General features: G+C 62.5%; 14 protein-coding genes. 9 read left to right on the top strand and 5 right to left on the bottom strand.

Annotated elements, in window-relative coordinates; translation table 11 throughout:
* The 3 genes from ACEN88_RS05645 to ACEN88_RS05635 form a co-directional block, all read right to left on the bottom strand.
* A partial coding sequence (locus ACEN88_RS05645; RefSeq protein ID WP_413337803.1) for a hypothetical protein occupies positions 1-185 on the bottom strand: 185 nt, incomplete at its 3' end.
* Between the two features lie 40 nt (positions 186-225).
* Positions 226-405 (bottom strand): hypothetical protein, encoded by a 180-nt coding sequence (locus ACEN88_RS05640; protein WP_413337802.1) that lies wholly within the window; start codon positions 403-405, stop codon positions 226-228.
* 19 nt (positions 406-424) lie between these two features.
* On the bottom strand, positions 425-1,960 hold the full coding sequence (locus ACEN88_RS05635) for an alpha-N-arabinofuranosidase (RefSeq protein WP_413337801.1): 1,536 nt from the start codon (positions 1,958-1,960) through the stop codon (positions 425-427).
* 438 nt (positions 1,961-2,398) lie between these two features.
* On the opposite strand from ACEN88_RS05635, the gene ACEN88_RS05630 reads away from it, so the two are divergent.
* From ACEN88_RS05630 to ACEN88_RS05590, 9 genes are all read left to right on the top strand, one after another.
* Positions 2,399-3,757, top strand: coding sequence for a glycoside hydrolase family 5 protein (locus ACEN88_RS05630; RefSeq protein WP_413337800.1), 1,359 nt, complete (start codon positions 2,399-2,401; stop codon positions 3,755-3,757).
* Between the two features lie 162 nt (positions 3,758-3,919).
* Positions 3,920-5,365: a nucleoside hydrolase-like domain-containing protein gene (locus ACEN88_RS05625; protein WP_413337799.1), complete on the top strand. Its 1,446-nt coding sequence runs from the start codon at positions 3,920-3,922 to the stop codon at positions 5,363-5,365.
* 374 nt (positions 5,366-5,739) lie between these two features.
* A complete protein-coding gene (locus tag ACEN88_RS05620) occupies positions 5,740-6,945 on the top strand; it encodes a helix-turn-helix transcriptional regulator (protein WP_413337798.1) in 1,206 nt (401 codons plus the stop codon).
* 657 nt (positions 6,946-7,602) lie between these two features.
* A complete protein-coding gene (locus ACEN88_RS05615) occupies positions 7,603-8,406 on the top strand; it encodes a DUF1080 domain-containing protein (RefSeq protein WP_413337797.1) in 804 nt (267 codons plus the stop codon).
* A gap of 32 nt (positions 8,407-8,438) precedes the next feature.
* The gene (locus tag ACEN88_RS05610; protein WP_413337796.1) at positions 8,439-9,254 is read left to right on the top strand and encodes an FAD:protein FMN transferase; all 816 of its coding nucleotides are present in this window, start codon (positions 8,439-8,441) and stop codon (positions 9,252-9,254) included.
* A complete protein-coding gene (locus ACEN88_RS05605) occupies positions 9,244-10,530 on the top strand; it encodes a Gfo/Idh/MocA family protein (RefSeq protein WP_413337795.1) in 1,287 nt (428 codons plus the stop codon). The genes ACEN88_RS05610 and ACEN88_RS05605 overlap by 11 nt, the downstream gene beginning before the upstream one ends.
* Positions 10,531-10,559: 29 nt before the next feature.
* Positions 10,560-11,948, top strand: a complete 1,389-nt coding sequence (locus ACEN88_RS05600; RefSeq protein ID WP_413337794.1) for a Gfo/Idh/MocA family oxidoreductase — start codon at positions 10,560-10,562, stop codon at positions 11,946-11,948.
* A 341-nt stretch (positions 11,949-12,289) separates the two neighbouring features.
* On the top strand, positions 12,290-15,394 hold the full coding sequence (locus tag ACEN88_RS05595; protein WP_413337793.1) for a TonB-dependent receptor: 3,105 nt from the start codon (positions 12,290-12,292) through the stop codon (positions 15,392-15,394).
* Between the two features lie 87 nt (positions 15,395-15,481).
* Positions 15,482-18,418, top strand: coding sequence for a glycosyl hydrolase 115 family protein (locus tag ACEN88_RS05590; RefSeq protein ID WP_413337792.1), 2,937 nt, complete (start codon positions 15,482-15,484; stop codon positions 18,416-18,418).
* 47 nt (positions 18,419-18,465) lie between these two features.
* Here the strand turns inward: ACEN88_RS05590 and ACEN88_RS05585 are convergent, their stop codons facing one another.
* Together ACEN88_RS05585 and ACEN88_RS05580 are read right to left on the bottom strand one after the other, a co-directional pair.
* Positions 18,466-19,845: a glycoside hydrolase family 43 protein gene (locus ACEN88_RS05585; RefSeq protein WP_413337791.1), complete on the bottom strand. Its 1,380-nt coding sequence runs from the start codon at positions 19,843-19,845 to the stop codon at positions 18,466-18,468.
* A gap of 31 nt (positions 19,846-19,876) precedes the next feature.
* On the bottom strand, positions 19,877-22,840 hold the full coding sequence (locus ACEN88_RS05580) for a glycosyl hydrolase 115 family protein (protein WP_413337790.1): 2,964 nt from the start codon (positions 22,838-22,840) through the stop codon (positions 19,877-19,879).
* Positions 22,841-23,063: the final 223 nt, after the last annotated feature.

The raw sequence follows: 23,063 nt of genomic DNA, 5'->3' as shown, positions 1-23,063 counted from the left end.
GGCGGTGGCGCGAGGGTGGGTGGGGCGATGTCGGCGCGCGCAGGTTCGGGAATTTTTTCTTCCGGTACTTTCTCTTCGATCAGGGCCGTTTCCAGGGCGCGCGGCGGTGAAGGCGCGGGACGGCGCGCGGGCGACAGCAGCATGGCGATCAGCAAGGCAAGATGGATGAGCAGCACGATACCCAACGCGTAGCGCCGTTTCTCGGGCCGCAATGACGGCTGCCCTTCAGTTGCGGGCGGGGGCAAACTGGATTCCGGTGTTGAACGCATACGTTTCCGAATACAAGGTCGATTGATTGAGGTTTGACGCCCTTGCGGCGTCCGTTGCCGGAGCGGCGAGCTGCCGCCGCTGCTGTTCAGGATGGGCCGCGTCGGTACCATCGGACATGCCGAAGGTGATCACCATGCCCTTGCGCGCGCGGCGTTTACTCCTCCAGAGCGACCACCATCACGGCCTTTGCAGGCACCTTGATCGATAGTTTGCCGCCCGCGGCACGCGCGCTGAACGCTGCCGGCTTGATGACCTGCGGATTCTGGAACGTGTTGTGCGCATCCATCGCGGCCGAGGTCAGTACCTTGCCGGCCGCAGCATTTACCTTCGCGCCGGCGACGTCGACGGCGACGTCGACCGCCTTGTGCGGATCGGTGTTGACCAGTGCCAGATACACCTTGCCGTCCTTGGCAAGTGACGCCGATGCGCTCACCCCCGGAATGGTCGTTGCGCCCAGGGTATAGCTCGTGTTGTCCTTGATTGCCAGCGGCAGCGACCTGGCATCCTGGAACGGCACATACATCTGGAACGTGTAGTAGGTCGGGGTCAGGACCATCTTTTCCTTGTCAGTCAGGATCATTGCCTGCAGGACATTGACCATTTGGGCGATCGTGGTCATGGGGACCCGCTCCGCGTGATCATGGAAGATGTGGAAGTTGAGTGCCGCCACGAGCGCGTCGCGCAGGGAATTCTGCTGGAATAAGGCGCTTCTGGCACCCGCTTCGTCATACCAGGTGCCCCACTCGTCGATCATCAGCCCGATCTTCTTCTCGGGATCGTGCTTGTCCAGTACGGCCACGTGATCCTTGATAAGCTGATCCATTTTCAAGGTATTGGCAAGGGTCGAGATCCACTCGTCTTCCTTGAAGCCAAGGTCCTTGCCCTTGACCGCCCAGCTGCCGCCCGGGATGGTGTACTGGTGGACGCTGATGCCCACCGTTCGGCCCTTCAGTTCCTTGCTCAGGACGTCGGTCCAGGCGGTGTCGAAACCACTGCCGCCGCTGGCAATCATCTTCGGCCTCGAATTTCCGGGCGCCCTCAGGAAATTCTCGTAATTACTGTACAGGTTCGCGTAGTAGTCCGGCTTCAAGTTGCCGCCGCAGCCCCATAACTCATTGCCGATACCGAAGTAGGCGACTTTGAACGGCTTTGCGTGCCCGTTCCGGGCGCGCAGCCTGGCCAGGGGCGAACCGCCGTCCGACGTCATGTACTCGACCCAATCGGCCATCTCCTGCACGCTGCCGGTACCGACGTTGCCGTTGACGTAGGCGTCGGCGCCCAGCATGTCGATCAAGTCGAAGAATTCATGGGTGCCGACGGCGTTGATCTCCTCTACGCGGCCCCCGTTGATGTTGCTCGGGCGCTTGTCCTGCGGACCGATGCCATCGCGCCAATGGTAGCTGTCGGCGAAGCAGCCGCCCGGCCAGCGCACCAGCGGCACATGCAAGGCCTTGAGCGCGCCGACGACGTCATTGCGCCAGCCACGGGTGTTGGGGATGCTCGACTTCGTGCCGACCCACATGCCTCCGTAGACGCCAGTGCCGAGCTGTTCGGCGAACTGGCCGTAGACGTTCTTGTTGATGACAGGGCCGGGTCGACTGGCGTCGATGCTGATGCTGACTTGGCTGGCGGCAAAAGCCGGTGCCGCGATCAGGCCGAGAACGGCGAGGCTATGTTTGATGATGTTCATTCAGTCGTATCCATGAAAGTCGTATGTTTTTTGGCGCGTCGATGCATCAGTGGTGAAGAAGGCCGCCATGACGCATGCGTCCACCGGCGCCATAGCTGGCGCGCCGGTCCAGCAAACCGGCGAAGTCTATCCCAGGGGTTCGGGAAGAGTAAGGACCGAAATTACGCTAGCGGTGAAGACATTTACAGGGTGCGGAAAATCGCATTGATACTGCACTTCCTTGCATCCGCCCGGCGGCGGCGGCGGCGGCCTGTGACGGAACGGATGCAGCCGCGGCTTGCGCCGACACGCGACATTGACAGCGTCCTGTTATCGCACTTACGCAGCCTGACGATCCGCTCGCCCAAGCCGTAGCTGTAAATCCCCAAGTTGTGCAATTTTTCGCATATTGCTAGCAATTTCTGGGGAAGCGATAACGGCCGTGGCGCGGATCTCGGTATGTTGGCGCTTGGCCGAAAAAATATTCGAGGCCAACGGGTAATTTGTCAGCATGAATATTTCGAGGTTAATTTGAAGCTCAGCCGTGTACTTATATTAGTTGGAATTCTGTCATTAAACGTTGGCTGTGGCGGCGGCGCGGCCAGCACGAAGCCTGCGGCGCCGGCGCCAACGACGCCAGCCGCAACGACGCCAGCGCCCACCACGCCAGCCCAGCCGACGCCAGTCCCGACGACACCGGCGCCAACCACGCCGGCCGCGGGTCTCTTTCCCGACTACAACCAGAATCCGATCGCGCCCGATGCTGCCGGCATGGGCAGCACCGCTGTCCAGCTTGCCAGCAAGATTCGTTTGGGGCTAAATATTGGCAACACGATGGAGGCGATCGGCGGAGAAACCGCCTGGGGCAATCCCCTGATCACCGAGGCGCTGATCAAGGCGGCCAAGGCGGACGGATTCAACGCCATCCGGCTCCCGGTTGCCTGGGACCAGTACGCCAACCAACAGACTGGCAAGATCGACCAGGCCTGGATGGACCGCGTCAAGCAAGTCGTCAAATATTGCGTCGACAACCAGATGTATGTGCTCATGAACATCCATTGGGATGGCGGTTGGCTCGAAAGAAACGTTCAGCCCGACAAGCAAGTGGCCGTCAACGAGAAACAAAAGGCGTTCTGGACCCAGATTGCCACGCAAATGCGCGACTTCGACGAGCATTTGATATTTGCCGGCGCCAACGAGCCGGCTGTCGATACGGCCAACCAGATGCCGGTGCTCATGTCCTACCACCAGACCTTCATCGATGCGGTGCGCGCGACGGGCGGCAAGAATGCCTACCGTGTCCTGGCGGTGCAGGGACCGGCCGTGGACATCGATAAATCAGCGACGATGTGGACCGCCATGCCGACCGACACTGTCAGCAATAAGCTGATGTATGAGGTGCACTTCTACCCGTGGCAATTTACTTTAATGGAAAAAGATGAATGGTGGGGCCATGCATTCTATTACTGGGGCAAGGACAATCATTCGACCACGGACACCGCCCACAATGCCGACCAGATGGAAGAGGCTTATGTCGATCAGCAGTTCTCGAAGATCAGGCAGCAGTTTGTCGACAAGGGCATTCCGGTCGTGCTCGGCGAGTACGCCGCAATGCTGCGCAATAATCTGACGGGCGATGCACTGGCCCTGCATAAGAAGTCGCGCGTCTACTATATCAACTACGTCACCAGGTCGGCAGTGGCCCATGGCTTGTTACCGTTCTATTGGGATGTGGGCGGCCTGATCGATCGGGGCAGCAATAACGCAGTCCTCGACCCGGACCTCCTCGATGCGCTGGTGAAGGGCGCAATCCGGTAAGCTGCCACACGCACATCCGCATGACGTGAGTGGCTTCTAGCGGATGCGGTCCGGCTCGGCGCGTTCTTCGCCGGGCCGTTTCGTTTGGCCGGGTTCGGTTCCGGTCTTGCACACAGCCCGGCCGGCGAGACAGGCCCCGATTCAATACAGAGCAATACAGAGATGATGCGATTACTTTCAATTACAGCGATGCTGACGGCCGTATTGGTTTGCGTGCCGGCCCTTGGCGCTGCCGAACCCAGACAACGCCTGATTGTCCTCACCGATATCGAGGCCGATCCCGATGACAGCCAGTCGCTCGTACGCTTGCTTCTATACGCGAACCAGATCGATATCGAAGGTATCGTCGCCACGACCTCTACGCATCAGAAGTCGCGCATTGCCCCGGAATCCATCCATGCGATCGTCGACGCCTATGGCCGGGTCCAACCCAACTTGTTGAAGCACGAACCGGGGTTTCCGAAAGCGCAGGCACTCAAAGCCGTGGTGCGCTCCGGCTCGCAAGTCTACGGCATGCTAGGTGTCGGCGACGGCAAGGACTCGCCGGGGTCGGACGCCATCATCAAGGCCTTGGAGAAAAATGATACGCGCCCCCTCTGGGTTGCGGTCTGGGGCGGTGCCAATACCCTTGCTCAAGCGTTGTATCGGATCAGCCACGACAGGACACCGGAGGAGGTCGGTCACCTGGTGAAGAAGTTGCGCGTCTACACGATCTCTGATCAGGACGATTCCGGTTTCTGGATACGCACCCAGTTTCCCGATCTGTTTTATATCGTCAGCCCCGGCGGGTATGGCAATGGCACCTGGACTGGGATGCACGCGACCGAGCCTGGCTTCGACAGCACGGAAGTGAGCAACGACTGGATCGCCGCGCATATTCAACAGGGGCATGGGCCGCTGGGTGCGGTGTATCCGGATGTTTCTTTTGGCGTCGAGGGCGATACGCCATCCTTCCTGTCCTTGATACCGAACGGCCTGAACGCACCCGAGCATCCGGACTGGGGCGGCTGGGGTGGGCGCTACGAGTTCTATACGCCTGCGTTGAAAGATACCAATCCGGAAGGCTTTACCGGCAACGTACCTGTATTACAAGAGCCTCATGCCATCTGGACCAACGCAGTGGATAGTTACAGGCCGATGGTCCACAGCGATTTTGGCCGCGCCGTGCGCGCCCACGACAAGGTCTCCACCGGGTACAGGACCACCATCTGGCGCTGGCGCAAAGACTTCCAGAACGATTTCGCAGCTCGAATGGAGTGGACCACCAAGCCGTACAAGGGGGCGAATCATCCGCCAGTCGTAAAGCTTGCGCCGGGCGATCGGCTGACCGTCAAATCCGGCGAGGGTTTCATGCTGAGCGCGGCCGGCAGTTCCGACCCCGATGGAGATAGCTTGAGCTACCTGTGGTTTCAGTATCCCGAAGCTGGCAGCTACAGGCAGGAGATCAAGCTGGGGTATGCGGAAAACCATCATACCGTTTGGGGGCAGGCGCCCGTGGTCAGCAAGACGGAGACCGCCCACTTCATCGTCAAGGTGATCGATAAGGGCAGTCCGGCGCTGACGCGTTACGGACGCGTTATCGTCACATTCGTGCCGTCTGCGCCCTGAACATGCAGATAGACCTTGGGGCCGACCAGGAGGCTATTGCCCCTAATCAGTGATGACGCCGGTGGCGGGATGCGTGTAGCCGCCTGGCTCGGCCGTTGCTTCAGGGCCGTCGTTGAGCATATCGATGAAGATGTTGCTATCGAAAAGACCAACGCTATTCCGTCGTCGCCGCCGCCCTGACCACCAGCCCGCGCAGGCGACCGGGTCGGCATCGCCAACGCCGGCCACTGGGGCGACAGGAAGACTTGCGGCCTGTCGGCGTGAGCACGGTCCGCTGCAAAAATAACTGGGACTGTCCATATACCGCCTGTTATGATTCCGGGATCGTAGCCGTCGACACCTGCGGCGCCGAGACAGTTCAGGCCCCTACCTATATGCAAGAGTTCTATAAGAAGGCGCTGCTGGCGCTGATTGTCCTGCTTCTCGTGGACGCGCTGGTGGCGGTGGTTTTTGTTTATCGGACCTATCCGACACAAACGCTGTTGCCGGCGCAAAATGGCAGCTCCCGCTGGCATTACGGAACGTATTCCGATGTGGCAACTGGCGGAGCGTCGTCAGTGCGCTTGCACGACATGTCGCGCGACCGGCTGCGGTTCGACTTCAAGCTCAAGGATGCGGCCGCGTATCCTTTTGTCGCCGCCGACCTGACCTTCAAGGACGACAAAGGGCGGCCGATTCTCCAGGATTGGTCGAGGTTCCGTACCATTACCTTCGTTGCCAAATGTGCGCCGGCCACGTCGGTGACGTTCGAGATGTCCGCCTTCGATGAAAAAATCTCGAAGCCAGGCCAGTTCGAGACTTACCGCCCACCTAGAACGTATTTTTCGTGTAATGAGCAGGGCATGCCGGTGACGCTCGACCTGGCCCGGCTGCTGATTCCCGAATGGTGGTTTCCCGCGATGAAGCTGGACCTGGCGCGTCAGGGCTATAAACTGGACAAGGTCGCGAAAATCCTGTTTGGCACCAGCATGGCCACTCCACGTAATGTCGACGGGTATATTGAGATCAGCGAACTGACATTGCATGGCCGGGATTACCGCTACCTGGCCGCGCTGGCGGTCATTGTCCTGGGTGGCTGGGTGGCATTTGGTGTGTGGTTTTTCCTGGCTCATTCGCGCGCGCTGTTGGCCAGCGTGGATACAAAAATGAAGACCAATTTGCCCTTGGTCGCCTATCGCCAGCTAACCCTGGAACCGTACAAGGACAAGGAAAAAGCATCGGTCTTGCGGTATATTGCCAGCACTTATACCGACCCCAAACTGGATCTCGAAGCCGTGGCGGCAGGGACCGGCGCGAACCGCTACAAAATCAATGAAGTGCTGAAATCCGAACTTGGCATGACCTTCACCGCTTACGTGAATAAACTGCGGCTGACTGAGGCATCCAGGCTGCTGACTCAGAAAAGCAGCGCCGCCGTGTCGGAAATCGCGTATTTGGTTGGCTACTCGAATGTTCCATATTTCAACAAGCTGTTCAAGGAAGAATTCGGCTGTACGCCGAAGTCATTCCGGATGCTAGCCGCCCAGCAGCCGCAGCAGGAACAGCCCGCCGACAACGCCCGGGCAGAAACACCCGTCTGAACCGCTCCTTTCCGAGCACGCGGTTCGGCCGGAGCATTCCGGCCGCACAACCTGATCCTGCGCATACTTCTTCTTGTATCAAGTTGAGCAAGTGCATGTCAGAGTGATAATTGTCACGAACAGGCCCAGCGGCTCGCGGCCGTCGTCGTCAGGTTCCGGTTGACGCCCGACGTGAACGCGCATGCGCACCGCCCTGTCCAGCAGGGCGATACCAGGCTGCACGCCAGCGAGGCCTGGCTGATGGTCGCGTAGCCGGGTGCGGTTTCATGTCGCCGCCGGCGAGCCCAGCCAACAGCTCGATCTGGACGCCGCGCTGCGCCTCGAGGCGCGCATATCTACGTGTGCGGGCCGTCCGGGCGGCGGCCGAATTCGACTCATTTGTCATTAAAAGGTCCTCGCCGATACCTTTTTTGAACCAATCGATATACACAAAACATTGGTTCTAACTATCTTATTGAAATAGAGTGAATGAATGAGTGCCGGTCAGCATCGTGTTGCATTAACTCGCGATTGAATCGAATCCTTTGTATTGACAAATGCGCCCGTGGATAACGTCTTTTTATTTATTCTGTTATCCGGGTAGGGAATCGATTGCGGGTTTCCACATGTTGTGCTCGCGGCCCTGCTGATTAGCGTTTCGTACACATGGAGACCGTAATGCCTCGCTACCGCATGTTACCGGCGATCCTCGTCGCCGCGATGTTTTCCGCCCCGCCTTTCGCTCAGGCGCAATCCGGTCAATGCGCTGTCACCAGGACGGCCCTGGCGCTGACACCTCAGCAAAAAGCCGAAGGCTGGACCGTTTTGTGGGACGGCACCTCGACCGACGCCTGGCGCAGCGTGAAATCGGACCGGTTCCCGGAACATGGATGGCGGACCTGCGACGGCCTGCTCACGATGGCAGGGAAAGGTGGCGAGGAATCGCGCGGCGGTGGCGACATCATCACCCGCAAGCGCTATGCCGATTTCGAGCTGACGCTGGATGCGCGGCTCACATCCGGCGCGAACAGCGGGGTCAAGGTCTTTACCCAGCCGAATCTGGCACCGATCGACAAAGTGACGGGCAAGCCGGCCGCGGTGGGTTCGGCGATCGGCCTCGAGTTCCAGTTGCTGGACGACAAGCGCCATCCCGATGCCAAACTGGGACGCAACGGCAACCGGACCATCGGTTCGCTCTACGACCTCATTCCAGCCGCAAAGGACAAGATCCCCGCGCCGGTCGGCCAATGGAATCACGTGCGGATCCTGTCGCGAGGGAAGACCGTGACTTTCTGGCTGAACGGCAGGAAGACCGTGGAATTCGAGCGCGGCTCGGCCGCCTTTCGGGAAGCCGTCGCGGCCAGCAAGTTTCGCGACATCCCCGGGTTCGGCGAATGGGCCGACGGGCACATCCTCCTGCAGGATCACGGTGACGAGGTTGCTTTCCGCAATATCCTGATCCGCGACCTCCACGGGAAATAAGCGACCCGATGTTTCACCGGACCTTCGCGTCGATGAACACGCGGCTGAGCCTGGTCTTGCCCTCAACGGCAGACCAGGCTGGCGAGCGGCTTGCGGACGAGGTGCGGGGACTGCTGCGCGAACAGGAGTCGATCATGAGCCGCTTCGTGGCCGATGGCGACCTGGCGGTGCTCAACCGGAGCGCCGGCCGAGGGGCCGTCCGGGTGAGCGACGCCCTGTGGACGGTCCTGGACGCCTGCATGCGGCATCACCGCCTGACCGGGGGCGCATTCGACATCGCCCAGGGCGCAGGCCGTCCCGGCCATGGCATGCACCTGCTGGACCTCGATCCCGGTGGGCAGACCGTGCGCTTCACCGAGCCGGGGGTGCAACTCGACCTGGGCGGTATCGGCAAGGGAATCGCACTCGACCTCATCAGGCAGCTCCTGCTCGATCGGCACGTCGCACAGGCCTTCCTCAGTTTCGGGGAGAGTTCGGTGGCCGTGATCGGCAGCCATCCCGCCGGCGCCTGCTGGCCGGTCGGCGTCGAGCACATGTTCGCGCCCGGGACGTCGTTGCACCGCTTCGACTTGCGCGACGGCGCGATGTCCACGTCGGGCAATCGTCCCGGCGAGACCCACATCATCGATCCGGCGAACGGCCAGGCGGTGACCGGTTGCAGGACCGTGTCCGTCGCCTGTGCCGGCGCCGCGGATGCCGAGGCGTTGTCGACTGCCCTGTTCGTGCTGCCGGCGGCGCGGCGTGCGGAGGTGTTGCGGCGCTATCGGGGCGCGCAGGCCGTGGCGTTCGACTATGGCCTGGAGGGCGGGGCCTGGCGCGTAGAAAAGGAATGGCGATATGCGCAGTAAATCTTTGGACGACATTCGCCATGAGGCGCAGGAACGGCGGCGCTTCCTGGCGCGCGTGGCGGGCGTGGTGGCAGGCTCCTCGTTGCTGAGCGGGCTGCCGTGGATGGCGCCGCTCCGCGCCCAGCCGGCAGGCGACGCGCCCTCGGACCGGGTGCGCATCGGCGTGATCGGCACCGGGTCGCGTGGCAGCCTGCTGCTGCAGTACCTGCTGCGGACTCCGGGCGTCGAAGTCGCGGCATTGTGCGACGACTATCCGCCGCACCTGGCCGACGCCATGGCGGCAGCGGGCGGCAGGCCGAAGGCGTTCACCGATTACCGCAAGCTGCTGGCGATGCCGGGGATCGACGGCGTGGTGGTTGCCACGCCGCTGCACCAGCACGCGCCGGTCTGCCTGGCCGCGTTCGCGGCCGACAAGCACGTGTTTTGCGAAAAGAGCCTGGCGCTCACGGTCGACGAATGCAAGGCGATCGCGCGGGCGGCGAGCGCCAGCCCGCGGGTGTTCCAGGTCGGTCACCAGCGCCTGTTCAGCGCCACCTTCCTGCATGCGCACGAACTGGTGCGCTCCGGGCACATCGGCCCGATCACGCAGATCCGCGCCAGCTGGCACCGCAACAACGACTGGCGCCGTCCGGTGCCGGACCCGCGCCTGGAGCGCAAGCTGAACTGGCGGCTGTACCGCGCCACCTCGGGCGGCCTGCTGACGGAGCTGGCGTCGCATCACCTGCAGGTCGCCAACTGGTATCTCGACGCCGCGCCGCTGTCCTGCGTCGGCTACGGCAGCGTCAATCACTGGAAGGACGGGCGCGACGTGTACGACAACGTCAATGTGCTGTTCCGCTATCGCGACGGTGTGACCCTGGTCTACGACTCGCTCACCAGCAACCGTCACCACGGGCTGGAAATCCAGATCATGGGACCCAAGGGAACGATCGAAGGCGAGAGCGGCAGGTTTTACACGGAGGAGCCGCCCCCGGCGCCCGCCGTCGCGGCACTCGTCAAGCAAATCGGGCAGGGCAGGGCCGAAACGGTCGCTATCGGTGCGCCGAGCTGGAAGCCGGAAGCGAAGTCCGGCGAGGTCGGACAACAACTGCGGCACGAACTGGGCGGCGGCGACGGCACCGACCTGTCGATGGCCGCCTTCGCCAACGCGATCCGCCTGGGCCAGCGGATGCCCCACATGATCGAACACGCCTACCGTTCCGGGATCGCCGCGCTGATGGGGCAGGCGGCAATGGACGAGGGCCGCGAGATCGCCTGGCCCGGCAGCTATCAATAACGACAACCCGACTACTACAAGGAGACACCATGCCGCAGCCGCTTTTCTCTACCCGTCGCCGTACGATCGTCAAGGGCGCCCTGGCCGCGATGGCCACGCCGATGCTGGCGCAGGCGAAGGCATCCAATGGCAAAGTCAACCTGGCCTGCGTCGGCATCGGCAATCGCGCAGCCCAGGTCATCAAGGCGCTGCACGCGACCGGGCTCGCGAACGTCGTGGCCTTGTGCGACGTCGACATGGGCGCGCCGCATACCGTCGAGATCCTCAACATGTTCCCCAACGTGCCGCGCTTTCAGGATTTTCGCCGCATGTTCGACAAGATGGGCAAGGAATTCGACGCGGTCAGCGTCGGCACGCCCGATTTCTCGCATTTCCCGATCGCGATGCTCGCCATGTCGCAGGGAAAACATGTCTATTGCGAGAAACCGATGGGGCAAAGCTTCCGCGAAATCGAGATGATGATGGCCGCCGAGCGCAAGTACAAGGTGGCTGCCCAGATGGGCAACCAGGGCCATTCGGAGGCGAATTACTTTCAATTCAAATCGTGGGTCGACGCCGGCATCATCAAGAACGTGCGCACGATCACGGCGTTCATGAACAATCCGCGCCGCTGGCATGGCATGGCGGTGTCCGGATATCTGCCGCGGCAACCGGTACCGGAAACGCTGGACTGGGACGCCTGGACCGCGACCGGCCCTTACCATGATTTCAATCGCGGATACGTCAACGGCGACTGGCGCTCCTGGTTCGACTACGGCAACGGTGCATTGGGCGACTGGGGCGCGCATATCTTCGATACCGCCCACGAGTTCCTGCAGCTTGGCCTGCCGACCGAAGTCGAGGCCGTGCGGCTGGAAGGGCACAGCCCCTTCATCTTCCCGCAGGCGTCGACGCTGGCATTCCGGTTCCCGCAACGCGGCGCGCTGCCGCCGCTGGAACTGACCTGGTACGACGGCGTGAACAATCTGCCGCCGCTGCCGAAGAACTTCGGCACCGCAATCGTGGATCCGAGCGTGCCGCCGCCTTCGAAAGGCAGCGCCACCGGCGCCGTGCTTCCGCCCGGGAAGGTCATCTACGGCGACGGCCTGACCTTCAAGGGCGGTTCGCATGGCTCGGAGCTCCAGATCCTCGGCGACGCCGCGCGGGATATCGCGCTGCCCGCCGTGCCGAGGAGTCCGTCGAACCACTTCGCCAACTTCCTCAAGGCCTGCATGGGCGAGGAAACCTGCCGCTCGCGCTTTGCCGTCGCGGGACCCCTGTGCCAGACGATGGGGCTCGGCGTGATCGCCCAGCGGGTCAACGCCAGGCTCGCGTTCGATCCTGCGACGAAACAGATCACCAACCACAAGCTGGCAAACGCCCTGCTGGCCGGCATGCCGCCACGCAAGGAGTGGGAACAGTATTACAAGCTGGTCTAGCAATACGCACGCCGGATCGTCGCTTCCCGAGATACCGGCGTGACTTCCCACTGTTTGAATATTCATTCGGTTGGCTTCTCCGCGATCCTTCGAGATCACACGATTTCCTATTTCAAAAACTTCCTGTGGATGCGGAAGTTGTATTGGTCAATATAAACAAAAGATTGGTTCTTATATATTGGCTAACGTAAATTAGCAGAGCAGAAATGCTAATAAATAGTCTTCCATGTTTGCGCGCTTTAAACATGGAAAGGAAATAGCGGAGACTTGAAAAACCAATGAATAATTATTCGAAATTTAATACGCGGCGCTGTCTTTCCGGAGGCCGCGACCTGTTTGCCATGACGGTCCTGGCTGGTTTGATTTCGAGCGCTTATGCGCAGACGGCGCCGGTACAGGGCGATGTCGTGCCCGTCGCGAACAAGGTCGAGGTGAAGGGCATTCGCTCGTCGCTCGCGATGTCGGCGCTGGAAAAGCGCGACAATATCGGATTGAGCGACTCGGTGTTTTCGGAAGACCTGGGTAAATTCCCCGACCCGAACATTGCCGACGCGCTCGCGCGCGTCCCGGGCGTGACGGTCACCCGCAGTACCCTCGACGGCGAGGGAACGAACATCTCGATCCGCGGCATGGGGGCGTCGTTCACCCGGGTGATCCTCAACGGAGCACCGATGGCGTCGGCCTCCGGTGGCGGTTACGGGAACACGCCGAGCGCCAATCGTGAAGTCGACATGGATTTCCTGCCGTCCGAACTGTTCCGCCGCGCCACGGTGTACAAGAGTTCCACGGCGAGCATGATCGAGGGCGGCATTGCCGGCGTCGTCGACATGCGCAGCGTGCGGCCGTTCGACAAGAGCGGCTTCCGGTCGGCATTCACACTCAGCGGCAATTATCGCGACCGTGACAAAAAGCCCGGCAACACGGGTTCCGGCGTGATCAGCAATACCTGGAACACGCGCTTCGGCAAGGTCGGCCTGCTGGGCGGATTCGCCTTCGGTAATACCAAGTTTTCGACGGACGCGTTCCAGTCGGTCGACATGCGCAATTTCCAGCTGACGTCCAGCCAGGTCGGCCCTGGCGAAAAGGCGAATCCCACCAGCGGCGGCTCGCAATCGACGCCGGCCACCGTGCCCGCCGGCCTGCCGCTGAATTTGCTGCCCGATTATGCCCGCGCCGTACTCGTGCCCGGCAAGCCGATCGACCGGGCCATGTTGCTCGCCCTGAACCCCGGTGCGACGATCCAGCAGATCGACAACGGCCTGATGGGACGCTTGGGGCGCCATATGCTGAACTCCGGCGATCGCCATCGCAAGGGCGAGGTGATCAGCGCGCAGTGGCAGCCGAACCAGGACCTGATGCTCTACCTGGACACCATGTTTGCCCAGAAGGGCAGCAACGTCGTCCAGCAGGAGATGAACGTCGGTACGCGCGCTTCGACGCCGATTCCGATCGGGCTGGAGTTCGACCGGAGCGATTGCACCACCGGCTGCACGATCACGAAGGGCATCTTCGCCAACACGTTCTGGGGCCTGGAATACCACCCCATCAAGGAAAACACGCACTTCCAGAGCGCCAACCCGGGTTTCGAATGGCGTCCCACCGACAAGCTGACGATCGACGGCAACATCAACTACACGCGCAGTTCCTTCTACCGGATCACGCCGGGCGTGCTGGTGGCGACGCAGTCCGCGCCATCGGTCATCAGCTACGACAACACGACGCCGGACCAGCCGCCGACCTACACGGGCAATATCGACGTCAACGACCCGAATGCCGGTTTCGGCTGGTACCAGGCCGGCAACAGCACGTCCGGCCTGCGCCTGAACCTGTACCAGCGGTATAACACCACGCGCGGTTCGAGGTTCAACGTCGCCTGGGGCGACAGCGACTTTACCGTCAAGACCGGCGTCAGCTACGACGACATTGCGCGCCGGTCGTTCAGCTACGACCAGCAGCCGGCGAACGGCTGGCAGAACCTCACGTGCGGGAACAACATGAACGCCACGTTCCTGCCGCCGAATACGGGGATGCAGGGCACGTGCGATGGACGCGTCGCACCCGGCCCCGTTGCGGCCACGGCCTATCCCGGCTATGGCACGGGGTCGTCGGCCAATGGTGCGCAGCCGCTGGCTTACCAGGGTTCGGTCGTGCCGAATGCCGCCGTGGCCAATTATCTGAGAGCGACCAACCACGGCTTCGTCACGCTGGACTGGGCGAAGTTCGCCAGGGACACGAATTACCAGTACTTCGAGAACATGGCGAACCAGGTCGTCAACAGCGCAGCCGCCGGCAGCACCGCCAGCAATGTCGGGGGCTATCTCCGCGAGACCGTGGGGGCGGCCTATGTGCAGTTCGATGGTCGCGTGAATCTGTTCGGCCATACCCTGCGCTACGACGCCGGCGTGCGCTATGTGCGGACGAGACAGACGATCGGCGCATCGAACGTCGTGACGGATCCACGGAATGCGACGCTGGCGAACGGCGGCCTGTATCCGAACAAGATCGCGTTCGAGTACGAGACGAGGTACTACAACAACGTCCTGCCGGCCGGCGCCCTCGTGTACAACCTGCGCAACGACCTGCTCCTGCGCATCGCGGCGTCGCGGTCGATGACCCGGCCCGATCCGAATTCGCTGAAGCAGACCCGCTACGATACGTCGGACATCAGCCTGGCCAAGATCACGGTGACGAATCCGAACCTGAAGCCGTTCAAGTCAAACAACCTGGACGTCGGTCTCGAGTGGTACTACACGAAGGAAGCCTATGTCGCGGTGGCAGGCTTTGCCAAGGACCTGATCGATCGTCCGGTTACGATGAGCAACGTGATGTCGCTGTCGCAGTACCAGCAGAAGTACGGCTACGCGGTCGCCCTGACGACGACGCAGCAGACGGTGGTGGACAACGACGGCGGTCCGGACAACCATATCGTCACGGTGTCCGAGCCGGTGAACATTGCCACCAAGCTGAAGGTACGGGGCCTGGAGCTGACCTGGCAGCAGCCCCTCGACATGCTGCCGATCAAGGGCTTCGGCTTCACGGGCAATATGACGTTCGTTCACCAAAAGGACTCCACGGCCGGGGCACCGCCCGTGGCAGGCGTCCCCGAGCGCACGAACAACCTGACCCTCTATTACGAGGGCAGGGGCTTCAACGTCCGCGTCTCGCGCCAATATCAATCCTCGATGGTCACGCAGACGAACACGGGTATCAGCCCACCGGATGGCGCGACGGCATATGCGTACCAGTCCGGCCGCCAGTCGATCGATCTGTCGCTGGGTGCCAACCTGAAACAACTGTTCGACATGAAGAACAACCTGGACGTGACGTTGAGTGCCTGGAACCTGAATAACGCTGTCAGCCAGAGTTATGTCCAGTTCCCGAACGCCATCTATGACCAGTACAAGCCCGGCCGCAGCTATACGCTGTCCGCGCGCACGTCGTTCTAAGGCTGGCCGGATCGCGTGAGCGGTCCATGGGCGGGCACCACGTTCCCTCGTGGTGCCCGCCTCTTGTTAACAAAGGAGTCAGGAAACATGAAGCACAAGTTGAACAGGCGGGTCGCGAGCGCGCTTGCCGTCGCCATCGCGGCCGTCCTGGGAACGGCCCCGCCGCAGGCGCAGGCACTCGGTATCAAACATTTCGTCGATCTCGACGAGAAGGCCGGCGCAGGCGTCGTGCTCGCCGGGAGCGGGCGCGTGGCGCCCATCCTGGTCGGCAAGGACGATTTCCCCGGCGTGGTGCGCGCGGCGCGCGACCTGCAGCGCGACATCGGCAGCGTCACCGGCAAGACGCCGCAGTGGATCGAGGGCGATCCGGGCACCGCGCGCGACGTGATCATCATCGGGACGCTCGGCAAGAATCCGCTGATCGACCGCCTGGCGCAGCAAGGCAAGCTCGACGTCCGCGAACTCGCGGGGCAGTGGGAAGGCTTCGTCATCCAGGCCGTCGACAACCCCATGCCCGGCGTGCAGCGCGCGCTGGTCGTCGTGGGCAGCGACAAGCGCGGCACGATATTCGGCACCTATACCGTCTCCGAGCAGATCGGCGTGTCGCCCTGGTATTGGTGGGCGGACGTTCCGGTGGTCCATCACAAGGCGCTCACCGTCCCGGCGGGAACGCGCATCGCGGAAAAGCCGGCGGTCCAGTATCGCGGCATCTTCCTGAACGACGAGGCGCCCGCCCTGTCGAACTGGGCGAAGGAACGGTTCGGCGGCTTCAATCACAAGTTCTACGAAAAGCTGTTCGAACTGATGCTGAGGATGCGTGCCAACTATCTGTGGCCGGCCATGTGGAATTCGTCGTTCTTCGACGACGACAAGGAAAACTGGCCACTGGCCGACCGGATGGGTATCGTCATGGGCACGTCGCACCACGAGCCCATGATGCGGGCGCAGAAGGAATGGCACCGCTACGGCAAGGGTCCGTGGGACTATCACCGCAACGGCGAGGTGCTGCGCGAATTCTGGGCGCAGGGCCTGCGCAATGCCGGCAACTACGACAAGGTGATCACGATGGCCATGCGCGGCGACGGCGACGAGCCGATGTCGCAGGACGCCAACGTCGAACTGCTGCAGAACATCGTCCGCGACCAGCGCGCCATCATCCGCAAGGAACTGGGCAAGCCGCCGGAACAGGTGCCGCAGCTGTGGGCGCTGTACAAGGAAGTGCAGGACTACTACGAGAAGGGCATGCGCGTTCCCGACGACATGCTGCTGCTCTGGTGCGACGACAACTGGGGCAATATCCGGCGCCTGCCGACGAACGAGGAGCGCAAGCGCAGCGGCGGTGCCGGCATCTACTATCACTTCGACTATGTCGGCGTGCCCCGCTCCTACAAGTGGCTGAACGTCACGCAGATCCCGAAGGTGTGGGAGCAGATGAACCTGGCCAACGAGTATGGCGCGAACCGGCTGTGGATCGTCAACGTGGGCGACCTGAAGCCGATGGAAATCCCGACCGAGTTTTTCCTCGCCTACGGCTGGAACCCGCAGGCATGGCCGGCCGAGCGATTGCCCGAATTCCTGCGCGAATGGGCTGCGCGTGAATTCGGCGCGGCGCACGCGAACGAGATCGCGTCCATCGTCGAACGCTACACGCGCTACAACGCGCGCCGCCATCCGGAGCAGATCGATCCCGACACGTACAGCCTGACCGCCTACGACGAGGCGGAGCGCGTCGTGGCGGACTACAACCAGCTGGCGGACGAGGCGAAACGCGTCGGGCAGTCGCTGCCGAAGACCATGCGCGACGCCTATTTCCAGCTCGTCGAGTATCCGGTCCTCGCCTCCGCCAATGCCGTCGACATGCTCGTCTCGGCCGGCAGGAACCGCCTGTACGCGCGCCAGGGCAGGGTGACCACCAACGACATGGCCGCGCGGGTGCGCCGGCTGTTCCAGCGCGACGCCGATCTCGTCAAGCAGTACCAGCAGGGCATTAGCGGCGGCAAGTGGAACCACATGATGTCGCAGACCCACTTCGGCTACACGACCTGGGACCAGCCCTACCGCGACGTGATGCCGGCCGTGTCGGAACTGCGCGTGCCCGAGCCGGGCCAGCTGGCGGCACCGAACGGGATCCACAGGTCGGACCACATGGGCGTGGCGATCCAGGGCGAGCCGACGGCATGGCCCGTCTTCCCGCCCAAGCCGCTGGTGCTGCCGGCGCTCAGCGTGTTCGAGAAGCAGCCGCGCTACGTCGAGGTGTTCAACCGCAGTAGCGCGCCGTTCGACTACACGATCACGGCGAGCCATCCGTGGCTACGTCTCAGCCACACGGGCGGACGGGTCGCGAAGGACCAGCGCATCATGGTGGACGTCGACTGGAATGCGGTTCCCACCGGTACCACGCAGGCGACGTTGACGATCAAGGGACCCGACACCGCCGAAGTCCTGGTCAGGGTGCCCGTGCACAAGCCCGCGGACCTGACGCCAGCCTCGGCGCAGGGCCACGTCGAGAGCCAGGGCGTCGTCGCCATCGAAGCCGAACACTATACGGCCTCCTACGCGCCGCCGGGACGGCAGTGGCTGAAGATTCCCGGCTATGGGCGCACGCTGTCCGGCATGACCACGACGCCCGGCGCCGCACCGGCACTCGCCGTCAAGGATGGCATGCATCTGGATTACACCGTGAACGTGTTCTCGGCCGGCGACGTGAAACTGCATGCGGTCCTCGGACCGACGCTGAAGTTCCAGCCCGGAAGTGGCTTCCGTTACGCGGTATCGATCGATGACGAAGCGCCGCAAGAGGTCAACGTGCATGCCGACCAGTCCGAGGGGTTCTGGAGCCGCGCGGTCTCGAACAACGCCGTGGACTTCGTGACCACGCACCGCATCACGTCCCCCGGACGGCATACCGTGAAGTTCTGGGCGCTCGATCCGGGACTTGTGCTGGAAAGGCTGGTACTCGACGCGGGCGGGATGCGGCAGAGTTATCTCGGTCCGCAGGAAAGCCCGTATTATCCGGGCAAGTAAGCGTAGCAGGTGCCCGGGCAATGCAATGTTGCCCGGGCATTGTGCATCTAGTCGAATTGCCAGTAATCGACGTTGAAGACGATGTGGCGTCCGTTGGCATTGAAGACGAAGTACAGGTCCTGTACGCCGGTGACGCCGGATGCCGGTACGGCCAGTTCCTTCCATGCGTCCGCGCCGCCGGTGGCCGGCACGTCCACGCTTGCGACCAGCGTGCCCTGCGGCGATCCGGCCCGGACGTCGATGTGGCCACCCGGGCGGGCGCTGGCCACGCTCGCCTTGAACGTGCGCGGCCCGCGCGCGCCGAAATCGACCCCGGCCACTTTCACGTAAGCACGCGGGCCGACCGGATACACGACCATCCCGCCACGCGAATCCTTCGCGGTCTTGACCCCGGCCACCCAGTCGAAAGGACGATCCCAGTCCCGCTTCACGCGGGATTCCCATGCGATGGTCTCGGCTTCGACCCGCTCATACGGAGACAGGGGCTGGACCTGTTTCACGCCCGTCGCGTTCCAGAATGGTTGCGTCGGAATCGTGCCGTCCGGCCGATAGCTGAAATCGGTGACCGAGACGGAGCGCCGCTCCCGGTGCAACGGCGTGTCCGCGAAATTCAGCCGGTAGCTGAAGCCGAAGACGTAGGACTTGCCCTTGAAATCGACGATGCCGGGATGGTTGCCCGTCGATTCGGTGGTCGGGTCCATGATCTGGCCCTTGTATTCCCATGGTCCGGTCGGCGTGTCGCTCATCGCGTAGCCGATGCCTTCCGAACAGCACGTGGATGCATAGGCCAGGTAGTACTTGCCGTTCCGTTTGTAGACCCACGGGCCTTCCTGGTAGTTCTTGGGCTTCGCATCGATCCGTTCGATCTTGCCCGAATAGGAGATCATGTCCTTGTCGAGCCTGACGTACCAGAGGTTCGGATTTCCCCAGTACAGGTAGGCTTGCCCATCGTCGTCGATCAGGACGGTCGGATCGAAATAGCCTTCACCGCGATCGATCAGCGGACGCCCCAACGGGTCCTTGAACGGACCGAGCGGGCTGTCGGCGACGGCCACGCCGATCACGTTCCGGGGCGAGCCGCTGACCGTGACCGGCGCGTACAGGTAGAACTTGCCGTTGCGTTCGACGACTTGCGGCGCCCAGGCATCGTTGTCCTGGTTGGCCCAGGCGAAGATCGAGAGATCGGCGACCGTCCCGCGATCGGTCCAGTTGACCATGTCTTTCGACGTGTACAGCTTCCAGTCGCGCATCTTGAACCCTTGCGCATCGTCTTCGTCGTGCGAGGTGTAGAGATACACCGTGTCCCCGTGCACCAGCGGTGCAGGGTCCGCCGTGAAATTGGTCTGGATAATCGGATTCTCGGCGAACGCCGGGAGGCAAGCCCCCCAGCAAACGGCAACGGCGACGGCAATGCAACGCAGGTTCATGTCAGGTCCTCATCGGTGGGTGATGAATCGCTCAGTGGGCAGGCGGATTGCGCGGGGTCGACGGCGGCCCGAAATAACTGTCGGGCAGCGGACTATCGGACAGGACGATTTTCTGCACGACGATCGTCGGGTCGACCATGATGATCTTCAGGTCGTACTTGCCGGGACCGTGCACCTTCACCGTGAAGCGCATGGTACGTGCATTCTCGGACGTATTCTTGAAGTGATATTTTCCAAGGAACGTCTGGTCGGCTCGCGTTGCCGGCGGAAATACCCGAACGACCTGCGGCGTGGCGTCGTCGAGGGCGACGGCGACGGCCAGCTCGCGTCCCGGATAATTGTCCAGCGTGGGCGCCGTCACCAGATCGACCTGCCAGGTGCCTGCCGACGCAAAATAGACCGGGTATTCGAGACGCGGCGAGTCGGCAAACGGTGCGCTACGCGCCGTGACCGGGAACACAGTCATCGCGCCCGGGCCCCGTCCATAGTCGGGCAACCATTCCCAGCGGGCATATTTGCCGGGGATGTTGCGCACGGCATCCTGGGCGTCGAACGCGATGGGGCCCGTCTGGCCGCCGAACGCGCCGGCCGCGGCCTTGGTCTCGTCGCCGACGGCGATGGTCGCGTAAGACCGCACGACGACGCGCTGGTTGCCTTCGCTGACCGTGATTTGCCCCAGTTGTGCCGACCCGACCGGAACGCGGCTCCAGTCGATATCGACCCAGATGCGCTGGTCGTTGCTCCCGTCGGGCGCGGGCGCCTGCGACAGCTTGACCCATGGTTTGTCGGCGAGGGCGGTGAAGCGGGGCGGGCGCCCGTCTTTCGAGAACACGTCGATGTACGAGCGCTGCTTGTTGATGGAATCGAAATACGGAAGGGTTGGCGTGTTTTCGCCGCCCGGCCAGGCCTGGTCCGAACCGTCGATGGCGACGCCGAATTCGCCCGCGGCGCCGGCAGGGACGGAGGAGGTCGCCGGCATGACGTTTTCGGGTGGAGAACGCCAGTCGCGGTAGCCGATGTGGGTCTGGTCCATCATGTGATTCCATTTGCCGCCCGCCACCTGCGTGTTATAAAAATCGGACAGGTCCTGGTCGCGCTTGAACAGGGCGCGGACGCGCTCGGCCTGCGCGTTCGCGGCGTAGCGTCCTTGTTTGGCGTACAGATGGTTGCGGCCTGCCGCGATCTCGAGATCGATGAAATTCGAGAGCGCGAGGATAGGGTGCAGCACCAGTTCGTAATACGCGTCCTGCTGGTCCGCGGGAATCGAGGTTTTCAGCAGCGTGGCGCGTTTCGCCAGCGCGTTCCAGGCTTCGGAAACCCGTTCGGCCTCGCGGTAATTGACCAGGCTGAACGTATCGGGCCGCACCAGTTCCGGCTTGCGCCAGGCATTGTATTTCGCGTACTTCGCGACGAGGTCGGCGATTTCCGCGGCGTGCTGCGCGCCGAATTCGCGTTCGGCCCAGCGTTGCGTCCACCCGGCGATGTCGTCCTTGCCCATGCCTTTGGGGCTCCATGCAAGGCGGAGGAAGAACTCGATCGGCACTTCCAGCGGCTTGAGGTCGCCGACATTGGCGATCCAGATCTGGTTCGCACCGTATTCGTGGGCGAGATTCATTTGCTCCCAGATCTTGGGCAGCGGATTGCTGTTGAGCCACTTGTACGAGAACGGGCCGCCATTCATGTCCATGTGGAAGTAGATGCCCGAACCGCCGCTGCGCTTGCACTCCGCCGGCGTCGGCAGGCGGCGCAGGTTGCCGACGTTGTCGTCCGTGAACAGGAGGGTGACGTTGTCGGGGACCTTGAGCCCCGCGTCGTAATACTTCTGGACCTCGGTGAACAACGCCCACAGCTGCGGCACTTGCCGCTGGTCGACGCCCATCTCTTCGGTGAGGATCTGCTGCTGGTCGTGGATGATTTTCTCGATGAGCTTCTTGTTGGCCTCGAGACCGCCCGCATCCGGCATCGCCGTATCGCCATCGCCGCGCATGCCCATGGTCACGATGCTTTCGTAGGCCTTGTTGCGCCGGATGCCGTCGCGGAAGAAGCGTTTGAGGCCGTCTTCGTTCGTCGCATAGTTCCATTCGCCATTGCCATAGTCGCGGCGGTGCGCGAGCCATTCGTGGTGGGAGCGCACCATCGGTTCGTGGTGGCTCGTGCCCATCACAATGCCGTAGGCGTCGGCAAGCCGGGGATTGTCCGGATCGTCCTCGTTGAAGGCATTCGTCCACATCGCGGGCCACAGGTAATTGGCGCGCAGGCGCAGCAGCAGCTCGAACATGTGCGTGTACATCTTCGAATTCCCGCCGCCGAATTTTTCGCGCGACCACTTGCCCAGCGCCGGCTCCTCGTCATTGATGAAGATGCCGCGGTATTTCACGGCCGGCGGACCCTGGACCCAGGCGCCCGCACGTACGAACAGCGCGCTGGCCTTCTTCACGGGGACGTCGGCCCACCAGTACCACGGTGACACACCGATTTGTTCCGAGATCTCGTAAATGCCGTAGATCGTGCCCCGTTTGTCGCTGCCGGCAATGACGAGCGCACGCTCGACGCCGGGCATCGGATTGGCGACGTTGGCAATCACGAAGGATTCCCATTTGCCGCGTATCGCTTTCACGTCGAGTTTGCCGGCACTGACCAATGCATCGACGAGCGTGCTGTGGCCCAGCGTCCCGATGATGACGGCGGTGCGTGTATTGGCGGTCGCGGTCGACAGCGCCGGCTTCGCGCCCGTGACCTTGTCGATGTCGCCTTGCAGGTCGGTTGCCGCACGCATGACGCCCCAGTGGTCCGCCTTGTCCACGTACAGCGGGGCGGCATTGCCGTCACTCACGAGCGGGATACTGTTTGCGCTCGGGGTTGCAGAAACGAGCTGGACGCCGAGACCGAGACTCGGCGCCGCGCAGGCCCACGGCGTCCCCAGCGACAGGACAAGAACGAAGGCGATTTGCCAGAACGTGGCAAACCGCCGCTTGAATACGGACATGTGTTGCATGATTCCCTCTATCAAAAACACTGATGCGTCGTTCGCACATTGAAAAAAATCGCTCCGCGTGAGCAGAGCGATCAAACTCCCGAGAGCCAGGAGGGAGCAATGCACGGTCTTGGGGGGGGGGGGGGGGCCGGCCCCCCCGCCCGCCGGGGGGTGAGAAAAAGAATGGGCAAAACACCGCCCCGGGGAGGGCCGGCGGGGTGGTGGGGTTGGGGGGGGTAGGGTT

This window comes from Massilia sp. CT11-108 (assembly GCF_047302915.1).
GTDB lineage: Bacteria > Pseudomonadota > Gammaproteobacteria > Burkholderiales > Burkholderiaceae_D > Telluria > Telluria orientalis.
The sequence above is the reverse complement of the archived record's forward strand: the minus strand, read 5'-3'. Positions and strand labels throughout refer to the sequence as shown.

What these genes read in the sequence shown, in the direction of transcription:
- ACEN88_RS05640 (WP_413337802.1), bottom strand. Translation starts at nt 405, where the DNA reads ATGGTGATCACCTTCGGCATGTCCGATGGTACCGACGCGGCCCATCCT.
- ACEN88_RS05630 (WP_413337800.1), top strand. Translation starts at nt 2,399, where the DNA reads ATGTTGGCGCTTGGCCGAAAAAATATTCGAGGCCAACGGGTAATTTGT.
- ACEN88_RS05600 (WP_413337794.1), top strand. Translation starts at nt 10,560, where the DNA reads ATGCCGCAGCCGCTTTTCTCTACCCGTCGCCGTACGATCGTCAAGGGC.
- ACEN88_RS05590 (WP_413337792.1), top strand. Translation starts at nt 15,482, where the DNA reads ATGAAGCACAAGTTGAACAGGCGGGTCGCGAGCGCGCTTGCCGTCGCC.
- ACEN88_RS05620 (WP_413337798.1), top strand. Translation starts at nt 5,740, where the DNA reads ATGCAAGAGTTCTATAAGAAGGCGCTGCTGGCGCTGATTGTCCTGCTT.
- ACEN88_RS05610 (WP_413337796.1), top strand. Translation starts at nt 8,439, where the DNA reads ATGAACACGCGGCTGAGCCTGGTCTTGCCCTCAACGGCAGACCAGGCT.
- ACEN88_RS05615 (WP_413337797.1), top strand. Translation starts at nt 7,603, where the DNA reads ATGCCTCGCTACCGCATGTTACCGGCGATCCTCGTCGCCGCGATGTTT.
- ACEN88_RS05625 (WP_413337799.1), top strand. Translation starts at nt 3,920, where the DNA reads ATGATGCGATTACTTTCAATTACAGCGATGCTGACGGCCGTATTGGTT.
- ACEN88_RS05605 (WP_413337795.1), top strand. Translation starts at nt 9,244, where the DNA reads ATGCGCAGTAAATCTTTGGACGACATTCGCCATGAGGCGCAGGAACGG.
- ACEN88_RS05585 (WP_413337791.1), bottom strand. Translation starts at nt 19,845, where the DNA reads ATGAACCTGCGTTGCATTGCCGTCGCCGTTGCCGTTTGCTGGGGGGCT.
- ACEN88_RS05580 (WP_413337790.1), bottom strand. Translation starts at nt 22,840, where the DNA reads ATGCAACACATGTCCGTATTCAAGCGGCGGTTTGCCACGTTCTGGCAA.
- ACEN88_RS05635 (WP_413337801.1), bottom strand. Translation starts at nt 1,960, where the DNA reads ATGAACATCATCAAACATAGCCTCGCCGTTCTCGGCCTGATCGCGGCA.
- ACEN88_RS05595 (WP_413337793.1), top strand. Translation starts at nt 12,290, where the DNA reads ATGACGGTCCTGGCTGGTTTGATTTCGAGCGCTTATGCGCAGACGGCG.